Origin of the sequence: Collimonas sp., assembly GCF_044339385.1 — a bacterium.
Taxonomy (GTDB): Bacteria; Pseudomonadota; Gammaproteobacteria; order Burkholderiales; family Burkholderiaceae_D; genus Collimonas.
In genome coordinates, this window is the sequence record NZ_JBIIVN010000034.1 from 1 (window position 1) to 18923 (window position 18923).

Annotated in this window: 19 protein-coding genes and 3 pseudogenes; 6 read left to right on the forward strand and 16 right to left on the reverse strand. The window is 57.4% G+C overall.

Annotated features, from left to right (window positions below):
* Window positions 1-66 precede the first annotated feature (66 nt).
* The 8 genes and pseudogenes from ACIQ0R_RS04195 to ACIQ0R_RS04230 form a co-directional block, all read right to left on the reverse strand.
* Window positions 67-1702: pseudogene (locus ACIQ0R_RS04195) on the reverse strand (alkaline phosphatase D family protein).
* A gap of 148 nt (window positions 1703-1850) precedes the next feature.
* The gene (locus ACIQ0R_RS04200; protein ID WP_395823972.1) at window positions 1851-2423 is read right to left on the reverse strand and encodes a YceI family protein; all 573 of its coding nucleotides are present in this window, start codon (window positions 2421-2423) and stop codon (window positions 1851-1853) included.
* A 47-nt stretch (window positions 2424-2470) separates the two neighbouring features.
* Entirely contained in the window at window positions 2471-3055 is a 585-nt protein-coding gene (locus ACIQ0R_RS04205) for a YceI family protein (RefSeq protein ID WP_395823975.1), read from the reverse strand.
* A gap of 31 nt (window positions 3056-3086) precedes the next feature.
* Window positions 3087-3611 (reverse strand): cytochrome b, encoded by a 525-nt coding sequence (locus ACIQ0R_RS04210; protein WP_395824020.1) that lies wholly within the window; start codon window positions 3609-3611, stop codon window positions 3087-3089.
* A gap of 306 nt (window positions 3612-3917) precedes the next feature.
* Window positions 3918-4274: a hypothetical protein gene (locus tag ACIQ0R_RS04215; protein ID WP_395823979.1), complete on the reverse strand. Its 357-nt coding sequence runs from the start codon at window positions 4272-4274 to the stop codon at window positions 3918-3920.
* Between the two features lie 139 nt (window positions 4275-4413).
* Window positions 4414-5049 carry a hypothetical protein gene (locus tag ACIQ0R_RS04220; protein ID WP_395823982.1) on the reverse strand — a complete coding sequence of 212 codons (636 nt, stop codon included), beginning with the start codon at window positions 5047-5049 and terminating at the stop codon, window positions 4414-4416.
* A gap of 2 nt (window positions 5050-5051) precedes the next feature.
* On the reverse strand, window positions 5052-5534 hold the full coding sequence (locus ACIQ0R_RS04225; protein ID WP_395824023.1) for an STAS domain-containing protein: 483 nt from the start codon (window positions 5532-5534) through the stop codon (window positions 5052-5054).
* A 186-nt stretch (window positions 5535-5720) separates the two neighbouring features.
* Window positions 5721-6683 (reverse strand): annotated as a pseudogene (locus ACIQ0R_RS04230) (SulP family inorganic anion transporter); the annotation flags it as partial.
* 339 nt (window positions 6684-7022) lie between these two features.
* Between ACIQ0R_RS04230 and ACIQ0R_RS04235 the strand changes: the two are divergent.
* Window positions 7023-7925, forward strand: a complete 903-nt coding sequence (locus ACIQ0R_RS04235) for an NAD-dependent epimerase/dehydratase family protein (protein ID WP_395823985.1) — start codon at window positions 7023-7025, stop codon at window positions 7923-7925.
* Window positions 7926-8097: 172 nt separating this feature from the next.
* Here the strand turns inward: ACIQ0R_RS04235 and ACIQ0R_RS04240 are convergent, their stop codons facing one another.
* From ACIQ0R_RS04240 to ACIQ0R_RS04260, 5 genes and pseudogenes are all read right to left on the reverse strand, one after another.
* Window positions 8098-8994 (reverse strand): efflux RND transporter periplasmic adaptor subunit, encoded by an 897-nt coding sequence (locus tag ACIQ0R_RS04240; protein WP_395823988.1) that lies wholly within the window; start codon window positions 8992-8994, stop codon window positions 8098-8100.
* Window positions 8995-9064: 70 nt separating this feature from the next.
* Complete coding sequence (locus ACIQ0R_RS04245) at window positions 9065-9154, reverse strand: DUF1656 domain-containing protein (protein WP_395823991.1); 90 nt, start codon at window positions 9152-9154, stop codon at window positions 9065-9067.
* A gap of 117 nt (window positions 9155-9271) precedes the next feature.
* Window positions 9272-10345 carry an FUSC family protein gene (locus tag ACIQ0R_RS04250; RefSeq protein ID WP_395824025.1) on the reverse strand — a complete coding sequence of 358 codons (1074 nt, stop codon included), beginning with the start codon at window positions 10343-10345 and terminating at the stop codon, window positions 9272-9274.
* Between the two features lie 43 nt (window positions 10346-10388).
* Window positions 10389-11348, reverse strand: a pseudogene (locus ACIQ0R_RS04255) (FUSC family protein).
* A gap of 12 nt (window positions 11349-11360) precedes the next feature.
* Window positions 11361-12647: an efflux transporter outer membrane subunit gene (locus ACIQ0R_RS04260; RefSeq protein WP_395823994.1), complete on the reverse strand. Its 1287-nt coding sequence runs from the start codon at window positions 12645-12647 to the stop codon at window positions 11361-11363.
* Here ACIQ0R_RS04260 and ACIQ0R_RS04265 point away from each other — a divergent pair.
* Window positions 12545-13030, forward strand: coding sequence for a hypothetical protein (locus ACIQ0R_RS04265; RefSeq protein WP_395824028.1), 486 nt, complete (start codon window positions 12545-12547; stop codon window positions 13028-13030). The two genes, ACIQ0R_RS04260 and ACIQ0R_RS04265, sit on opposite strands and share 103 nt — an antisense overlap.
* Here ACIQ0R_RS04265 and ACIQ0R_RS04270 read toward each other — a convergent pair.
* The 3 genes from ACIQ0R_RS04270 to ACIQ0R_RS04280 all read right to left on the reverse strand — a co-directional run bounded on the left by ACIQ0R_RS04270 (window position 13024) and on the right by ACIQ0R_RS04280 (window position 15283).
* Complete coding sequence (locus tag ACIQ0R_RS04270; RefSeq protein WP_395823997.1) at window positions 13024-13299, reverse strand: DUF4148 domain-containing protein; 276 nt, start codon at window positions 13297-13299, stop codon at window positions 13024-13026. The genes ACIQ0R_RS04265 and ACIQ0R_RS04270 overlap by 7 nt on opposite strands.
* 384 nt (window positions 13300-13683) lie before the next feature.
* Window positions 13684-14805 carry a tRNA 2-thiouridine(34) synthase MnmA gene (gene mnmA / locus ACIQ0R_RS04275; RefSeq protein WP_395824000.1) on the reverse strand — a complete coding sequence of 374 codons (1122 nt, stop codon included), beginning with the start codon at window positions 14803-14805 and terminating at the stop codon, window positions 13684-13686.
* Window positions 14798-15283: an NUDIX hydrolase gene (locus tag ACIQ0R_RS04280; RefSeq protein ID WP_395824004.1), complete on the reverse strand. Its 486-nt coding sequence runs from the start codon at window positions 15281-15283 to the stop codon at window positions 14798-14800. The genes mnmA and ACIQ0R_RS04280 overlap by 8 nt, the downstream gene beginning before the upstream one ends.
* A gap of 229 nt (window positions 15284-15512) precedes the next feature.
* On the opposite strand from ACIQ0R_RS04280, the gene ACIQ0R_RS04285 reads away from it, so the two are divergent.
* The 4 genes from ACIQ0R_RS04285 to ACIQ0R_RS04300 all read left to right on the forward strand — a co-directional run.
* Entirely contained in the window at window positions 15513-16625 is a 1113-nt protein-coding gene (locus tag ACIQ0R_RS04285) for a Re/Si-specific NAD(P)(+) transhydrogenase subunit alpha (protein ID WP_395824007.1), read from the forward strand.
* A 115-nt stretch (window positions 16626-16740) separates the two neighbouring features.
* A complete protein-coding gene (gene panD / locus ACIQ0R_RS04290; protein ID WP_395824010.1) occupies window positions 16741-17103 on the forward strand; it encodes an aspartate 1-decarboxylase in 363 nt (120 codons plus the stop codon).
* A 152-nt stretch (window positions 17104-17255) separates the two neighbouring features.
* Window positions 17256-17582, forward strand: coding sequence for an NAD(P) transhydrogenase subunit alpha (locus tag ACIQ0R_RS04295; RefSeq protein WP_395824013.1), 327 nt, complete (start codon window positions 17256-17258; stop codon window positions 17580-17582).
* A partial coding sequence (locus tag ACIQ0R_RS04300; RefSeq protein WP_395824016.1) for an NAD(P)(+) transhydrogenase (Re/Si-specific) subunit beta occupies window positions 17579-18923 on the forward strand: 1345 nt, incomplete at its 3' end. The genes ACIQ0R_RS04295 and ACIQ0R_RS04300, both read left to right, overlap by 4 nt.

Here is an 18923-nt window from a genome sequence, read left to right on the forward strand (position 1 = left end):
GCAGCATTCGACGCTTGGCTATCGTTCACCCTGCCAGTATTTAGATGACTGGCTCACTGAGCAACATCAGGAAAAACAGGCGGCATAAAAGCCACCTGTTGGGAGACGAAAAATCGAGGGAAGCTCATTGTGCAGGGAAACGCTCAAGACCTTGCTCTTTGCGTCTATCTTGCCAACGCCAAAGAACTGCAGCAATTCGCTGGGCGGGCGATTTTGTTTCATGTCGCCGGGAATACTGACGAAGCGTACATCTGGGCCAAAGGTGCGGTCGATTTCGCCGGGGCCGAAGGTGCCTGCGTGGAGCGGCCCGCCGACGAATTCCCAGAATGGTTTGAAATCGGTGAAGCTGGCTTTTTCTGGCGAGTAGTAGGTTGCGGAGGCGTAGTGCACATCAGCGGTAACCCACACGACATTCTTGATATTCTGCCGTTTGATGAATTTGAGCAGCTCGGCAATTTCCAGCTCGCGCCCGAGCGGCTGGCCATTGTCGCCGTTGGCCCAGGCTTCGTAGGTACCGCTCGGCACATCCGGATTGAGATCCGGCACCACGATCGAAATCGGCATGTCGCTGGCGATTACCTTCCAGGTCGAGCGAGAGCGTAGCAGCGCTTGCTTGATCCATCGCAACTGTGCTGCGCCGAGGAATGCGGCATCCTTGTTTAATACCGTTTGATGGTTGGGCGAATTGGCACCGCGATAGCTGCGCTTATCCAGCATGAATACCTCCAGCAACGGCCCGTAGTTGAACATGCGGTAGATCCGTTCCGGATCGCTGGGTTCGATTCGATACGGGTTATATTCGAACATCGTGCGCTTGGCATGGGTCGCCAGCGTTGACAGGTCGCGTTGCCGATAGCGTTTTTCGGCGCCGCCGATGGTTTGCCCGGGGTACCAGTTGTTGCGCACTTCGTGGTCGTCCCATTGCACCAGAAACGGTACTTCAGCAGCGAAGCGGCGCTTGTTCTGATCTAGCAGGTTATAGGCGAAATTGCCGCGGTAGTCGTCCAGTGTCTCGGCTACTTTCGATTTGGCCGGTGTCACCAGGTTTTTCCGCAGCGTGCCGTCGTCTAATGTGACTTCTTTCTCGATCACGCCATCGGCATAGATCTGGTCGCCTGAGTGAATAAAGAAATCCGGTTTGAAGCGGTGCATGGTGTCGTAAATCCGATAGCCGCCCCACGCTTCGTTGATGCCCAGCCTTGCCCTGCTTCGTCGCCGGAGAAGGCAAACGTGATATCGCGCTCGACGCCGCCCGGAATCAGCAGGCTGCCATTCAGTGGCTCGCTATAGATCGTTGGATTCTGAATATCCTGGAAACGCACTCGATAGAACATTGTTTGGCCGGCCGGCCGGCCGGCAGGCCGGTGAGATCTACCCGCGCTGTAAAATCGCTGCTGGACAGCGCCAGCGGGCCGTTCACCTTGTGGGCATCGCGGAAAGCCTGGTTGTCGGCATACTCGACCACCATCCGCGCGGGGCGGTCGGTGCGGCTCCAGATCACCGCCTTGTCGCGTGTGATATCGCCGCTCATCACGCCGCTGGGAAGTTGCGGTCTCATCTTTTCCGATGTAACCAGAGCGGGCGCTCCAGCTTGCGCCAGTGCCGGCCCGAGTGTGGTGCCGGTCAGCAGAGCTCCGCCACCGGCGGTGACATTGCGCAGAAAGTGGCGACGTTCGCAGAACGGGAAGTGACTCGAGGACATGGTTTGTTCAACTGAATGAAAATAATACGCGGACGTCCGAGCATACAGATCACGTGTGACCGGGTGATGAATTGATGCAGCCGATTGCTATAAAAAAGCCGACCAGCGTGGCTGGTCGGCTTGGTCGGCAACATGCAGGCGGTGCAGCTTAGTTGTTCTTGAGCGCTTCGACCTGAAATGCCAGCTTCACTTCAGGTGCAAACTTTGGTATGCCGTAGTTGATACCGAAATCGCTACGGTTAAATTCCGCAGACGCATCAGCGCCGCACACTTCGCGCTTGAGCATCGGATGCTGGATGCACTTGAATGAGTTGATGGTCAGTTTCACCGGCTTGGCGACGCCGTGCAGGGTCAGTTCGCCATTGACTGCCACTGGCTTGTCACCGTCAAACTGGATCGAGCTGCTCTTGTAGGTGATGTCAGGATATTTCTTGACGTCGAACATGTCCGGCCCAGACGCATGTTCATTCATCTTGGTCATACCGAAATTGAGCGAGCTGGCTTCAATATGAATATCTAATGAGCCGGTTTTGGCGGCACGATCCAACGTCACGCTGCCGCTGGTTTTTTCAAACTTGCCGCGCCACACGGAAATGCCCATGTGATCGGCGGCGAAGCTTGGATAGGTATGGGTCGGGTCGATCGTGTAGGTTTCTGGTGCGGCGAAAGCGCTAGCAGCGCTGGCAGCCAGCAGGGAGGCGATGATAAGTTTGAATTTCATTTCTGGCGATCCTTTCATGGAGAGTTCAGTGAGAAAACGGTCTTTGGTTAATTTGCTACAAGGTGAAATTTGATTGCGATTTCGTCGGCGACGATACTTGTATCCTGCCATTCGCCTTCGCCGATATTGTAAGTCAGGCGCTTGATCGGCAGGGTCCCTTCGAATACTTGTGCATTACCGTCTTTTTTGACGCTCAGCGGGAAGCGGACTTCGGTGGTTTTGCCCTTGATGGTGAGCTTGCCTGTGACGTCATATTTGCTGCCGGCCGCCGCGGCTGCGGCCGGCTTGATCGAACTGGCGACAAAGGTCGCCTTGGCAAATTGCTGGGCGTTGAACCATTCTTTCTTCAACACTTCCTTGTTGTATTCGGGATCGCCCAAATCGAAACTAGAGATGTCAATCTCGACGCTGGCTTTAGACGCTTCTGGCTGCGCGCTATTGAAATCGACGGCCGCATTGAATTTTTTGAACTTGGCTTCGACCGGCACATTCAGCTGTTTGAAGACGATGGTGACGTTGCTCTTGGCCAGATCGGGTTTAAGTTGCGCGGCGTGCGCCGGCAGGGCGGCGCCAAGGGCCATCAGGCCGACGCAAAAGGTGGTATTACGTAACAGAAGTTGAGTAAACGTCATGGAAGATTCCTTTTGATTTGACTGTAAATAATCAGGGCAACATACGTTTGAGTATGCCGTCGCGATCGATGAAGTGATGCTTGAGCGCCGCCAGGACATGCACGCAAACGCAGGCTAGCATGCTCATGTTAAGCGTGTAGTGAACCAGTTTCAGCAGTGTCTTTAGCTCCGGATTCGGCGCGATCAGCACTGGCAGCGGAATGATGCCGAGGTAGACAACCGGCACACCGCTTGCGAGGGAATAAAAATAACCGGAGAGCGGTACGGCAAAAATCAATATGTACAACAAAATGTGCAGCGCGTGCGCGGCGTTCTGCTGCCAGGCCTGCATGCTGTCCGGATATGGAGGCACGCCTTGCGTTTTGCGCCACAGCAGGCGCAGGCAAGCCAGGCCTAGCACGGTCACACCGAGCCACTTGTGCCAGGAAAAATATTTTAATTTGGTCGGCGTCAGGCCGGGAATGTCGACCATCGTCAAGCCCAGTGCAAAGGTGGCGATGATCAGGGCGGCGACCAGCCAGTGCAGGACGATGGCGGTGGCGGTGTAACGCGTCAAGGCTATTGATGTTGTAGTCATAGGTTTAGTTACTCTGCTTGGGTGTTCATCGATGTTGCATCTCGCACATAGGCGCGTGTTGATGCATTTTACTGAGTGTTACTGCATTTTGGTGGAGTGTGACTGGTAAATAAGACAATAGTTTCGGCAGCGGCACTCTCAGCAATGACTCCAGGCATTTTGCTTAAAATGTTACAGATTCGCTATGGTAGCGGAAATCTCTAAACGCTGTTATCGGTGTGCTGCTGCCAGGAATAATCGTGGCGCGAGGTCATGGCATGCGGTCATGCCGAACGGCAATCGATTCTATTTGCGACGATATGAGCTTTCCTTCGCCGGTGCTTGATTGATGTCATCCTGTTGCGCAAACAAAGAAATGACGATTTTCGCCGGCGTCGCCGATGGGGAAATCAGCACCCGATCGACCAGTACGCCATTGATGACGCACTGGCTGTTGCGGGCCAGTTGCAGTACCACCCGCTGATTGCTGCTCTCCTGCACCGATAGTCGGACTTTGTTACAGGTGATGACATCGATTGCATTGGCAAAAATTGTCACCGGATCGCCGACATTGATTTCAGCATAAGGCGAAGGCGTGGCGCTGGTCGGTAGCCATGCACCCAGTGCCCAACCCGGAATCACCGACGGTACGGGTGCAGCCATAGGTGCAGCGGTGGCTTCTTGGGCTGGTATTGACGGCGGCAATGCAGCTGATGGAGTTGACGCCGCAAGATTCGCGGGCGCTACCGCAACGGTGGCGATTACAGTAGGCATCGGCATCAATACGGTGGCAGGCACCGGATCAGGGTCGGCGGGTAAGGCGGTGCTGGGTAACGCTGGCGCTGAGTTGATCCCCGGAGCCGGGGGGCGCCATTGTCGCAGCCGCGGCAACTATCGCAGGCGCGGCGACTTCAGGAGGCGATTCGCTGACTACCGGTGCCGCCACCTGCTGAGGCTGAACCTCTCCAGGTGCGCTTGCCAGCAACGGCTCTGGGATGCTGGCAGGTCCCGGTGTCGGGATTACCGGTGCGGTCGTTACCGATTCGTTGGGCGTTGCCGCGCCAAAGTTGCCGCCGATCAGGCCGGGCAACAGCTCTAGGGCGACTTGCCTGGAAACGGTGATCTGTAACTGCGGCGAATCGAGCACATTCACGACGCGCGCGGTATTGACGATTTTGCCGTTGATGACAACGGTCAGGTTCTGATCCAGCGCTGCGCTGCTCGCCTCTTGCATTCGTCGCTGGGCATCCGGGCTCAGTGTGACTTCCAGCGCCAACGTATTTGGATTGACGTTAAACGTATCCTTGATATTCAGATTGATTTCAGTGAAATCGCTATGCGAAGAAAAGGCTATTTCCGCGCAACTTGCTGTTGCAGCGGTTGTCAGCGCGCAGGTTGTCAAGAGTAACGCCGCAATAATTTCCCAGTATGCACGCATGGTTATTCTCCGGTGGGTTGCTCGGCAGGATGGTTGATTGTGGACTTGTCGGCTAACGCCAGGTGCACAGCTTCTGCCACGCTGAGGGCGCTCAGTGAATCAGCAGGAAAATCAGGAGCAATATTGTTCTTCATGATGTCGTATACCGGATCCTTGAGGCGCGCCAGCAACAGCCGCAAGCCTTTGCCGCCGACGAAACCGAAAAAATCGTGCAGACATTCCAGGCTGGAACTATCAAGGTCGGGCGATTCTTCCAGGCTGAGGATGACCGTATGCAACGTGCCGCCAGCGTTGAGGATGGATGCACGCGCCTGGGTCAGGATTCGTTCGGCATTGGCGAAGAACAGCGGTTCATTGGGACGCAAAATGATCACGCCGGCGATCTGTCTGGCTTCCGGATGGGTGCGCATGTTGACATAGTCGTGACCCTGGCCGAGGCGTCCGAGCACCGAGATGGTTAATTGCGAAAATTGCCGCAGCATCATCAACAGGCTGAGCGCAATGGACGCCAGCAAACCATCGAGCACGCCCAGCAGCAACACGGCAATCACCGAGGCAACTACCACCAGGCGATCGCGACGCCACTGGAAGTAGGGACGGGAAATCGTTGGATTAAGGGTATGGCTAACGGCATGAATCACGATTGCCGCCAGTACCGGTTGCGGCGTCAGGGCGATGGCGGGCAATAAGGTCAGCACGATCGCCAGCATCACCAGCGCCGCAACCCAGCCGGACAGGCGCGATGTGGCGCCGGCTGCTTCATTGGCCGAGGTGGCGGAATAGCCGGCACCCACCGGCATGCCGTGGAACAGGCCGGACAACAGGTTGGAAGCGCCCAGCGCCAGCAGGTCGCGGTTTGGCGCCACCGTGTCGTTGTGTTTGATGGCGAAGCTGCGGATCGAACCATACGATTCAGCGTACAGGATCATGGCCATCGCAAAACCCAGTTCACCCAGACGCAGCCAATCGGCGCGCGACAGAATCGGCAGCGTCGGCGCGGCCAGTTGCAAGTGGATGTTGCCGACCAGGCCGACCCCGTACTGCGGCAAATCCAGCCACTTGCCAGCAACCACGCCGATCACAATCACCAGCAATGCCCCCGGCAGTCGTTTGAGCTGCGCAAACAGGAATAACAATACCAGCGCCATCGCCGCGACGGCCACGCTGATCCAGTTTCAGTGGCCGATCTGCGCCAGCATTTCCGGGATAAAGCGAGTCATGTCGCTGTTTGCCGGTTGCACCCCGACGACGCTGGCTAATTGCTTGACGATGATGACGATGGCCAGGCCAAAGGCAAAACCGCGTAATACCGGTTTGGCGATGAAATCGGTAACGCTGCCCATGCGGGCTAATCCTGCCAATAGAAAAAATACGCCGGTGATGACGACCAAGCCAATCGCCAGCGTCATGCGCAGGCCGTTGTCGCCATTGGCGAGCGAGGCGGTGGCAGCGGCCAGCACCGCAGCGGAGGAGGTAGCTGAGACGATGGCAAAGCGACTGCTGCCGACCAGGCCGCAGCACAGCAGTCCGGCGAACAAGGCGATTACCCCGGTTTGCGGCGGCAGGTTGGCGATACTGGAATAGGCAACCGCTTCGGGCAGCAGCAAACCGGCTATCGACAGACCGGCAATCACATCGGCTATGGCGATTCGCTTGGTGGGGGGGCGGCAGCAGATTAATGTCGCTTTGTTGTGTTTGTGAAACTGTCATGTGCCTCCCACAAGGTGGACCTGCTTATTTTTATTTTATGCTGTTTCTCCGACAACGCGAAGCTGGCAGGGAAAGCTGGCATTGAATAAAGCCAGATTGTCTGGTTGACGTCTGGTTGATGCCTGGTTTATCGATGCACAATTATCAATGCACAATCATCGTTTGTTGATTCTAAGTCAAATATCATTTGCCCAGACCGCCATTTTTCTCGATACACAGATCGCCCATACTGCGCACCGGCATTTAACTTGTAAGGATTCATCATGAATGTATTTATTACCGGCGCCAGTGGCTTTATCGGCGGCTCGGTTGCGGTTCGCTTTATCGCCGAGGGTTATCGGGTACGTGGTCTGGTTCGCAGCGCAGAGCAGGCCGAGCGCGTGGCAGCGCTTGGCATCACACCGGTATTGGGCACGCTGGACGATGCCGGGATCTTGGCGCGTGAGGCGAAACTGGCGGATGCGGTGATCAACGCCGCCAGCTCGGACCATCTGTTTGCGGTACAGACCTTGCTCGACGCGCTGGCCGGTTCCGACAAGGCCTTTATCCACACCAGCGGCTCCAGCGTGATCGGCGACGACGCCCGCGGCGAATGGGCGTCGGAACAGATCTTCGATGAGCGCACACCCTATACCCCGGTACCCGAAAAAGCGGCGCGCGCGGCTCCGGATAAATTGATCCTTGATGTTGCCGGGCGCGGTGTGCGTTCGATCATCCTGTGCAATTCCATGATCTACGGTAACGGCTTGGGTGCCAGCATGCACAGCGTACAAATTCCGCCGCTAGTGGCGCAGGCACGCCGTAGCGGTGTTGTGCGATTTGTCGGCAAGGGCGTCAATATCTGGTCCAACGTCCATATTGAGGACGTGACGGAGTTGTATCTGCTGGCTTTGAGACATGGTAGCGCCGGCGCGATGTATTTTGTCGAGAATGGTGAGGCGTCGTATGCGCAGATCGGGGCCGCGATTGCACGCCGTCTGGGATTAGGCGAGGCGCAGTCATGGCCGCTGCAGGACGCAATCAATGAGTGGGGTTTTGGGCACGCGGTGTATTCGTTCGGTTCGAATAGCCGGGTCAGTGCGGCGCGGGCGCGCAACGAGTTGCGATGGCAGCCGCGGCATGCGTCGGTGCTGGAGTGGCTTGAGAACGACATGCGGCTGGATTGATTCGCCGTTGTCGCACATCGCTCGCATCCTTTGCCAACCTGCGCATGCAATAGGCACGAGGTAAGGCGAGCGACATCGTTGAATGTGGTTGGGTGAAGGGTGACTCTGCCCCAATTATCGCTGACCCTATTTATCGAACCACGGAATGCATGCACTTGCACTCAATTACCGACTATTTTTGCTCAGCCACCAGTTGTCTCGGTTTGACGATGACTGCGCAGGTCATACCCGCCGCCAGCGTAATACCATCAGGAACTTTGTCGATGTGGATACGTACCGGCACGCGTTGCGCCAGGCGCACCCAGTTGAAGCTTGGATTGACGTTGGCCAGGCCGTAGGTGCCTTGGGCGTTGTCGCGGTCGGTGATGCCGCGCGAGATGCTGTCGACGTGGCCGCTGATGTTCTGTTCGCTGCCCAGCAGGCGTATGTCGGCGGCGTCGCCAACCTGCATTAGCGGCAGTTTGTTTTCTTCAAAATAGCCGTAGACCCAGAATGAATTGGCATCGATTACCGATAGTTTAGGGGTGCCGGCCTGGGCGAAATCGCCGGCGTGGACATTGAGATTGGTGATCCAGCCATCGGCTGGGGCGCGCACTTCGGTGCGCTCCAGATTCAGTTTGGCGCTGTCGCGTGCCGCCAGTGCCGCCTGATACATGGCTTGGGCGGCAGAGGCATCGGCGCTGGAGTTTTCACGGCTCTCGTTGGAAATGACATCGCCATCCAGCCTGGCGCGGCGCTCGGCGTCGCGCTGCTTGGTAGTCAGGCCGATGCGGCGTTCGCTCAGCACGGCTTCGGCTTGCGCCAGCGCCAGAACGTAGCGCGCAGGATCGATTTTCATCAACAGATCGCCCTTGTGCACGTAGCGGTTATCGGTAACGGGTACCGACACCACGATGCCGGAAACGTCGGCTGCAACGCTGATGACATCGGCACGCACGCGGCCGTCGCGGGTCCAGGGCGTGTTCATGTAATGGTCCCACAGCGTACGCGTCAGCAAAAAGGCGATCAGCACGACGATCAGCGTGATGGCGACCTGTAGCAGGGGTTTTACAATAGCGGATGATTTCATGTCGACCTTAGAACAAAATGGTGTGTCAATTTAATTGACGTTAATTGACGTTAATTGACGTTAATTGACCTTAATTGACCTGTAACAGCAGCCCGGCACTGCCAAAAATACAAAAGAACAACGCGATCCGAAACAGGCTGGGATGCCAGACATAGCGCAACAGGCGCAGACGGCGGAACCCCCCAATCGATGGCTATCTGCAAAAACAGGCAGCCTATAAAAAGCAGTAACAGGGTCGGAATGAGCGCGTCAAATAAGGCAATTTCACGTGGCATGATCAATTCCTGGAAGTGATAGGTGAAGTGACGGTCGGTGTCAGCACAGCGATGCGTTCCACCACGGCGCCGCGGATCTGATGCAGGTTGGCCAGTACCGGGTGCAAGCCATCGCACACGGCAATCGCCGCCAGCACCGAATCCAGCGCCGCGACCATGCGGTCTTGATTGGGACGCGCGAACAGGTTGCCGATGCTAAGTACGGTCAGTTCGATCTTTTCATGCGCCAATGAATCTGTGACCTCTAGCATTTCAAGGCGCAGCTGGATCACGGCGCGACCGATTTCCAGCACTGACAACAGCCAGGTCATGATGTCGCGGTCGTCTGGATCGTCGAGCGAGTGGGTAATCGCAAAGCGCGACAGCAAATCGCGGGTGCTGCTTTCAAAGCGTGTCGCCAACCCCGTCAGCGGCCGATTGCATGCTTCCACCACTTGCCGTCGCAACGCCCGTGCCAGACGACGCTTGATCCAGCGGCTATCCGTTGGATCGATGATCTGGTACATCACTGACGCTATGGCGACGCCGATCAGGCCGCCGCTCAGGCCGTTGAGCAGCTCCAGCATGTCGAATCGGTAGTTGCCGCCGATACCGGCGTAAGAAAAAAAGAAAAGCAGGATGCCGGTGCCGATGGCGGAATATTTCTCGGTGGTGGTGAGCCAGGCGCCAGCCACGATAAATGGCGCCAGTGCGATGCACAGCATGCTGAAATTCTCGGCTTGCGATTGCAGATAGTAGGCCGACAGAAAGCCAAAAAATCCGCCAATCAACGCGCCGATAAAGAACTGGCGCACTACCTTTATCGGCGCCGGGGCGGCCGCGAACAAGGCGCTGAGTGCGGTTGCCATGACAACTGCATCGGTACCGGAAACCCAGCCGGACTGAATCCAGAACGCCGACGAGATACCGAAAGCGATAGCAGCGCGCAGGGCCGAAGTGAGGATCAATGTCGGATCGGTGCGGGTCACATAATGCGCAGGTAGCTGGACATCCTCCTCCATGTGCATTTCGGCCTGGATAAACACGGTATGGATACGTGCATAGATTTGCAGTTCGCCGGCGAATCTGATCAGCAGCTCAGCGGCGGCATCGAAGTCGAGCAGACTGTTGCGATCGCCATCATGGCTTGAGATCAGGACGCTTCGGCAATGCGCTGCGCAGTTGTTTCAGCGCATGGCGATTCTTGATCGACAGCGCACCCACGATCGCTTTGTATTCCATCATCAACGCATTCATTGTGCGGTGTTTGCCGCTCGACTGCAGCCGGCCGAACAACTGGTCTAGCGAGTGAAAAGTGGTCGAGGCGGTCATGAACGCATTGTTCAGTTGCCGCAGTTGCAGATTTTGCAGATGTCCGGTAGTGCTTTCGAATGCCGATGACGTGCGCAGCGCTTCCAGCGAGATCACCTCGCCGATGAAGCGCAACACCATTCATTCGCGTGTCGGCCGCGCCGAGGCGTCGAGGTCATTGAGCGCGATGAAAGTCTTGAAATCGGCGAAGCGTTTGCGCACCGTCAGCAGCAATGCCTCGGACAAGTGCCTGGGAAACAGCACGTCGCTGACCACGCCGGCGCACAGCAGGCCCAGCATTACTTCGCTCAGGCGAGTCATGGCGATATCGAAAGCCTGGTCAGGTTGCAGCGCCGCTGGCAGGCCGACGATGACCAGCGTGTAGCCCGCCAGCACGAACGCATACGACTGGAAATTACGGAAAATGGTCGAGCCAGCGGTACAAAACGCCAGCCAGCAAGCCCCTGCGGCGAGAAACAGCAGCGCCTGCTGCGAGAACGCAGCTGCCAATATCACAGACATGATCACCCCGACCGAGGTGCCGATGAAACGGTAAAACCCCTTGGCCAATGCCAGACCGCTGCGCGGTTGCAGCACGATGATGACCGTCACCATCGCTGTGCCTGGTTTAGCCAGGTCGAACAACAGCGACAACCCGAGCGCCATCAGTGTCGCCAGTAGTATTTTGCTGACATGCAGCAGATTTTGGCCGTGGTTGTCGAGCCAGATAACGGCGGCTTGTTGCAAATGGTTGAGCCAGTGTGTGCGGCTGCTTGCAAGGTCACTCATGGTTAGTACCGATCATTGCTTGACATCGACGACGCTGACATCTGCCTTGCCTGGCTGCGGCAAGTCGTCGCCCAGTCCGCCTCCCAGCGCCTGCATCAGTTGCGCCCAGTTATCCAGGTAGGAGGCGCGGGTTTGCGCTACCCGCTGTTGCTGTTGCAGCAAAGTCAGTTGAGTCTGAATTACGTTGATGTAGGCCGTCAGGCCAGCCTGGTAGCCGCGCCTGGCAAGGCCGTATGATTGATCCGCCAGCGCCAAAGCCTGCTCCGATTGCAGCTGCTGTTGCTGTTCCGATTTTAGTTTGACGATCTGGTCGGCCACGCTTTGCAAGGCTTGCACCAGCGTGTTGTTGTAACTCTCGATGGCCCCGTCAAGCGCCGCTGCCTGCGCGCTGAGATTAGCGCGCAGGCAGCCACCGTCGAAGATCGGCAGTGAAATCGCTGGCCCGGAACCGCGCACGCCGGAGGCGGCGCTGAGGAAGTTGCTAAAGCCTAGCGCTTGCAGGCCGACGAAAGCAGAGATGTTGATATCCGGGTAGAACGACGCTTTGGCAACGTCGATGTTCTTGCTCATGGCCTCCACCCGCCAGCGCTGGGCGATGACATCGGGGCGACGGCCGATCAGGTGCGCCGGCACATTATCGGGTAAGCCGATTGGCAAGGCGCTGCCTTGATCAGCACCGATCATGTTGGTCGCCATTGCTGGCCGCTGGATAGCGTCGCCGCTGCCGGGGCCTTGGCCGCTCAGGGCGGCGATCTGGTTGCGCAGTAGTGCGATGTTTTCGTCGATTTTTTCGATGTTGGCCCGTGCGTCTGGTAGCGCGGTTTCAGCCTGGCTGACTTCCAGCCGGGTGCCCAGGCCAGCGCCCAGGCGGCGGCGGGCGATGTCGGCCAGCGCGGTTTGTTGTGCCAGCGTGGTGGCGGCGATATCGCGCAATGCATATTGGGTGGCCAATTGCAGGTAGCCGCGCACCACTGCGACTTCCAGGTTGAGTTGGGCGCTGCGGGCCTCGGCGGCGCTGACCTGCACCGTATCGAGCGCAGATTCGAGGGCGCTGTGATCCTTGTCCCACAGGTCAAGGTCGTAGCTGGCCTTGACGGCGAATTCATTTTCCCAGTTCCAGCTGCCGCCGAGTGGCGGCGGGAAGATATATTCGGAAGAGTACAGGCCGCGCGTGGTGGCTGCTTCCACACCCACTTTTGGCAGGGTGGCAGAGCGCGCTGCGCTATCTTGAGGTTGGGACTGTCGGCGACGGCTTGCTGCACCAGCGCATCGAGTTGCGGATCGCCATACACCTGCCACCAAGCCGTTTTTGGCCAGGCGATCTGAATGCTGGAACTCAGCGCCTTGCCGGCCGCGAGTTTGCTGGCGTCGTTCAGTTTCGATTGCGGATCAATGCCGGAAAAATCCGCACAGGCGCTCAGCAGAAGCGTCAGCCAGCATACCAGCGCGAGTTTGGCCGCGCTGGAGCGAAGGAAGAAGGTGTTGAAGCGCATGATGCCCCAAAATATGATTGCAACGAAATCGGTTTGAAAGATGAGCTAGTAACAGTGCCTCACGCCTGCCTCAATCCGGGGTATCGCGGTCAACGACGATATGTCCGGATAACCGCAAAATGCCAGCAATGCTGGCATTTTGCTCAACCCGAAGAAATCACTCGGGTTTGTGTCACGTCGGATCAGTGACCGCGATAGATCGCCGGTTCGATACTGGCAATCTGGTCCGGTGCTTCAGCTCCGCTGACCGGCTTGCCAGCGGCAACAACAATATTAGGATAGGCACTGCGTGCCTGGTTTAGCGAACCGTCTTTTTGCGCCTGCTCTACGTCAGCCTTCACTTCGGCACGCGACTTGATCGATACGAAAGGTGTTTCGGGAGGATATGGGGTGACTGCAAAGGCGCTGCCGGCTGCGGCTAAGACGGTGAGAGCGGCGATGAATTGTTTGGCGTTCATGTTTTTCTCCAATAAGAAGTTGATGGATGGCACCGGGCTCGGCGGAACAGGCATTACGCAGCCCGCCGGGTCCTGCCTCGGTGAGCGGCGCACTTGCTAATAACCTGTCGCTTGTGTGTTTGCCCATCGATGAAGCCCAGTATAGATACGCCGCATATAACAATAAATGGGGATATTTGAAATTTACTATTTCCGAATTAGAAATAATTCCGGCGAACTTATTGTTTCTGAGTCATGCTTGACAACCAGGCAGGGAACCGCGGGATGGCCGGCGGTTTTCAGGGGGGGAGCGCCGCCTGGCGCGCAACGACAAAGCGAGTCGCTGGCTGGGTGCGCTGCCAGGTACAGCCAGCCAGCCAGGATTGGAGGAGGGACTACGATAATTCAGATACCGTTACAGGAGGACTCGATAATACCGCCGCCGAGGCAGACATCGCCATCGTAGAGCACAGCTGACTGACCGGGGGTGACTGCCCATTGCGGATCGTCGAAGCGCAGCGTAAAGTTTTCCACACCGGCGACTTGCAGGCTATCGAAACGGCAAGTCATGTCGGCTTGCCGATAGCGCGTCTTGGCTGACAAGCTCTCAATAGCAGGCGCTTCGCCGGCAACCCAGCTGAGTTGGCCGGCTTGCAGCGTTGACGATAGCAGCCAGGGGTTGTCATGCCCTTGCACGATATACAGGGTGTTGTTTTCAACATCCTTTCTGGCCACATACCAGGGATCGCTGTCGCCGCCGGCATTCTTATGGCTCTTCATGCCACCCAGGCCGATACCCTTGCGTTGTCCCAGCGTATAGAAGCTCAGGCCAACGTGCTCGCCAACGGTATCGCCTTGCGGCGTCTTCATCGGGCCCGGCTGGTACGACAGGTAGCGGTTCAGGAATTCGCGGAACGGCCGCTCGCCGATGAAGCAGATGCCGGTGGAATCCTTCTTCTTAGCGTTCGGCAACCGGATTTGCTCGGCGATCTTGCGCACTTCGGTTTTTGGGATTTCGCCGAGCGGGAACAATGTGCGCGACAACTGCGCCTGATTCAGGCGGTGCAGGAAATAGCTTTGATCCTTGCTGGCGTCGACCGCTTTCAGCAGCTCGAAACGACCGGAATCGGCCTGCCGCACGCGTGCGTAGTGGCCGGTGGCGATGAGGTCGGCGCCCAGTTTCATTGCGTGGTCGAGGAAGGCTTTGAACTTGATCTCGGCGTTGCACAGAACATCCGGGTTGGGAGTGCGTCCAGCCTGATATTCGCGCAGGAATTCGGCGAACACACGGTCCTTGTATTCCGCCGCAAAATTTACGGCTTCGATATCGACGCCGATCACATCGGCCACGCTGACCGCATCGATCCAGTCTTGCCGGGTGGAGCAGTATTCGGAATCGTCGTCGTCTTCCCAGTTCTTCATGAACAGGCCGATGACTTCGTAACCCTGTTGTTTCAACAGCCATGCCGAAACCGACGAATCGACGCCGCCCGACATACCGATCACAACCCGTTTTTTATCAGACATTTTCTACTCCGTAAGCGCTGGGATGCGTATTGAGCATCGCCAGCGGTGCGCGTTGGCCGCGCAGATAATCATCAATACATAACAGCACTTGCTGGCTGCGATGCCGTTCCGGGCATGCCGCCAGCTCGTCGCGCGACATCCACAGCGTACGCAGGATGCCATGATCCAGCGGCTGATCGTGCTGTGCTCCGAGATCGCCGCAAAAGGCAAAGCGCAAGTAAGTGACCGCCTGGCCGGTGCGCGCCGACACATAGCGCGCCATGTACATCCCCACCAGTGCGGTTGGCGTGAAGTCGTGGGCTGTTTCTTCCAGCGTTTCGCGCACGACCGCTTGCATCAGCGACTCGTTTGGATCGAGATGGCCGGCCGGCTGATTAATGCGTATGCCGTCGCTGGTCTCTTCCTCGATGAGCAGGAAGCGACCGTCACGTTCTATGATCGCGGCAACTGTGACAGAGGGTTTCCACAGATCAGTCATAAATTCCTCGGTTAATCCGATATTTTAACGCGCCGGAATGATTCCCGACGCAATGCAGTTGATAGGCGTGCAAGATTGGAGCGTGGTTGCAACAAGAGTTGTAATGCGGCATTAATTTGGCGTAAAATAAAGTAACCTGCATGAGATCTCAGGTTGAATGCGCGCAATTTTTACGTGTAAGATTCCAGTAAGACTCCGGTAATAATTCCGACATCAATGGGAGAACTACATGAAAATCGGCATTCCCGCCGAAACCCGGCCTGGCGAAACCCGGGTTGCGGCGACTCCGGAGACGGTAAAGAAGCTGGTAGCGGCCGGGCATCAGGTGCTGGTGCAGGCTGACGCTGGCACCTCATCGAGTATCACCGATGAGGCTTATGCTGCGGCTGGCGCGCAAGTGGTCGATGCAGCGGCGGCGTTCGATGCGGAAACCGTACTGAAAGTGCGCGCGCCAAGCGCTGCCGAATTGCCTCTGCTGAAAAGCGGCACGGTGGTGGTGGGCATGTTGAATCTTGATGTCGATAATATTGCTGTTATGGCAAGCCATGGCTTGACTGCATTTGCGCTGGAGGCGGCACCGCGCACATCGCGCGCGCAGTCCATGGACGTACTGTCCTCGCAAGCCAATATCGCCGGTTACAAGGCGGTGCTGATGGCGGCCAATACCTATCAGCGCTTTATGCCGATGCTGATGACTGCCGCCGGTACTGTCAAAGCGGCGCGGATGTTAATCATGGGTGCCGGCGTTGCCGGTTTGCAGGCGATTGCCACCGCCAAGCGTCTTGGCGCGGTGATTGAGGCATCCGATGTCCGGCCTGCTGTCAAGGAACAGATCGAATCGCTCGGGGCGAAGTTCCTGGATGTGCCGTTCATCACCGATGAAGAAAAGGAAGTCGCTCAGGGCATCGGCGGCTACGCGCGGCCGATGCCTGCCGACTGGATGCGGCGTCAGGCCGAGCTGGCGCATGAACGCGCCAGGCAGGCCGATATCATCATCACGACCGCGCTGATTCCAGGCCGTAAGGCACCGCTGCTGATCAGCGAGGAAACCGTCAAGGCCATGAAGCCGGGTTCGGTGATCCTCGACATGGCGGTCGACCAAGGCGGCAACTGCCCATTGTCCGAGAGTGGCAAGACCGTTATCAAACACGGCGTCCATATCATCGGTGAGGGCAACCTGGCGGCGTTGGTGGCTGCCGATGCGTCGGCGTTATATGCCCGTAACCTGCTTGATTTTCTCAAGCTGATCATCAACGCCGAAGGCGCTTTGGCAATCAACCGCGAAGACGATATCGTCGCCGCGACGCTATTGTGCAGCGGCGGCGAAGTCCTGCGCAAATAAGCGGCCTCAAAAGCCTTATCAGCAAGTGGCCGAATACCGATTTAACGATTTAATTAATCGCTGTAAAAAAGCATCCGGTTGCATCCGGATGCTTTATAGACTGGAGAAAGAAGATATGCAACGCATCATGCTGCGCGCCAAAATTCATCGCGCAACCGTCACCCAAGCCGACCTGCACTACGAGGGTTCATGCGGGATCGATGAAGATTTGCTGGAAGCTGCCGATATTCGTGAATTTGAAAAAATCGAGCTGTACAACGTCAACAACGGCCAGCGGTTTTCAACCTACGCCATCCGCGGCAAGCGCGGTAGTGGCGAGATCTCGTTGAATGGCGCGGCTGCCCGTTGCGCGCATCTGGGCGACTTGCTGATCATCTGTACTTATGCGCCACTCGCCGACGATGAGGCGCGCAGCCACGTGCCCAAAGTTGTGTTTGTCGATGACGACAACAAGATCACCGGTTTGAAAAAGATCTAAACAATTCGTCATCCCGGCGCAAGCGGTGACCTGAGCAGGGGGGGGGCACATTGCGGCGCAGCGTTGCGACTAAAATGGATCCCCGCTGGCGCCGGGCGGGTGTTGCGGTAAATAGTAGCGGAAGTTATTCAGACTTGCTTTAAGGGGAAACCATGGAAGTCACGCACACCATCACCAACCTGATCATCTTCGTACTGGCGATCTACGTCGGCTACCACGTGGTCTGGACCGTTACGCCTGCCTTGCATACGCCGCTGATGGCGGTCACCAATGCCATTTCCGCCATCATCATCATCGGCGCGATGTTGGCAGCCGGTCTGACCGAAGGCATCGTCGGCCAGATTGCCGGCACCTTGGCGGTAGCGCTTGCCGCCGTCAATGTATTCGGTGGCTTCCTGGTCACCCAGCGCATGCTGGAAATGTTCAAGAAAAAAGAGCCCAAGGTGAAAGCGGCGACAGATCAGGGAGCCCGGCAATGAGCATTAACCTGGTCACTCTGCTATATCTGATTGCCTCGGTCTGCTTCATCCAGGCGCTCAAGGGCTTGTCGCGCCCGTCTTCGGCGCGGCGCGGCAATGCGTTCGGCATGGCTGGCATGGCGATCGCAGTGGCGACCACAATCGCGCTGATCGTCAAGCTGAAAGCCGAGTCGCACGGCAGCGGCCTGGGCTTCTGGCTGGTGGCTGCTGGCGTGGTAGCAGGCGGCGGCATCGGTACATTTCTGGCCAGGCGCGTCGAAATGACCAAAATGCCGGAGCTGGTGGCGGCAATGCACTCGCTGATCGGCCTGGCGGCGGTGTGTATCGCGGTCGCAGCGGTGGCGGAGCCGTGGGCTTTCGGCATTGCCGCTCACGGCGCAGCGCTGCCCACCGGCAACCGCATCGAACTGTTCATCGGCACCTTCGTCGGTGCGATCACGTTCTCCGGTTCGGTGATCGCATTCGGAAAGTTGTCGGGTAAGTACAAATTCCGTCTGTTCCAGGGCGCGCCGGTGAGTTTTCGCGGTCAGCATTTCATCAACCTGCTGCTGGCGGTGGCGATGATCAGCCTCGGCATCATTTTCGTGCTGACCCAATCCTGGCTGCCGTTCATCCTGATGGCGCTGATCGCTTTCATCCTGGGTGTGCTGATCATCATTCCGATTGGCGGCGCCGACATGCCGGTAGTGGTGTCGATGCTCAACAGCTACTCCGGCTGGGCTGCTGCCGGTATCGGTTTTTCGCTGAATAATGCGATGCTGATCATCGCCGGTTCACTGGTCGGTTCAAGCGGTGCGATTCTCTCCTACATCATGTGCAAGGCGATGAACCGCTCGTTCTTCAACGTCATCCTGGGCGGCTTCGGCGGCGATGCCGCAACGGCTTCCAGCGGCGCTGCGCAACAGCAGCGGCCGGTCAAGTCCGGTTCCGCTGACGATGCCGCTTTCCTGATGGGTAATGCCGAAACCGTGATCATCGTCCCTGGTTACGGTCTGGCGGTGGCGCGTGCGCAGCATGCGCTGAAAGAGTTGACCGAGAAGCTGACGCACAAGGGCGTGATCGTCAAGTACGCGATCCATCCGGTCGCAGGCCGCATGCCTGGTCACATGAACGTGCTGCTGGCGGAAGCTGAAGTGCCCTACGATCAAGTGTTTGAAATGGAAGACATCAACGGCGAATTCGGTCAAGCCGACGTGGTGTTGGTGCTGGGAGCCAACGATGTGGTCAATCCCGCCGCCAAGGATCCGAAGTCGTCGATTGCCGGCATGCCGATCCTGGAAGTCTATAAAGCCAAGACCGTGATCGCCAACAAACGCTCGATGGCCGCCGGTTATGCCGGTC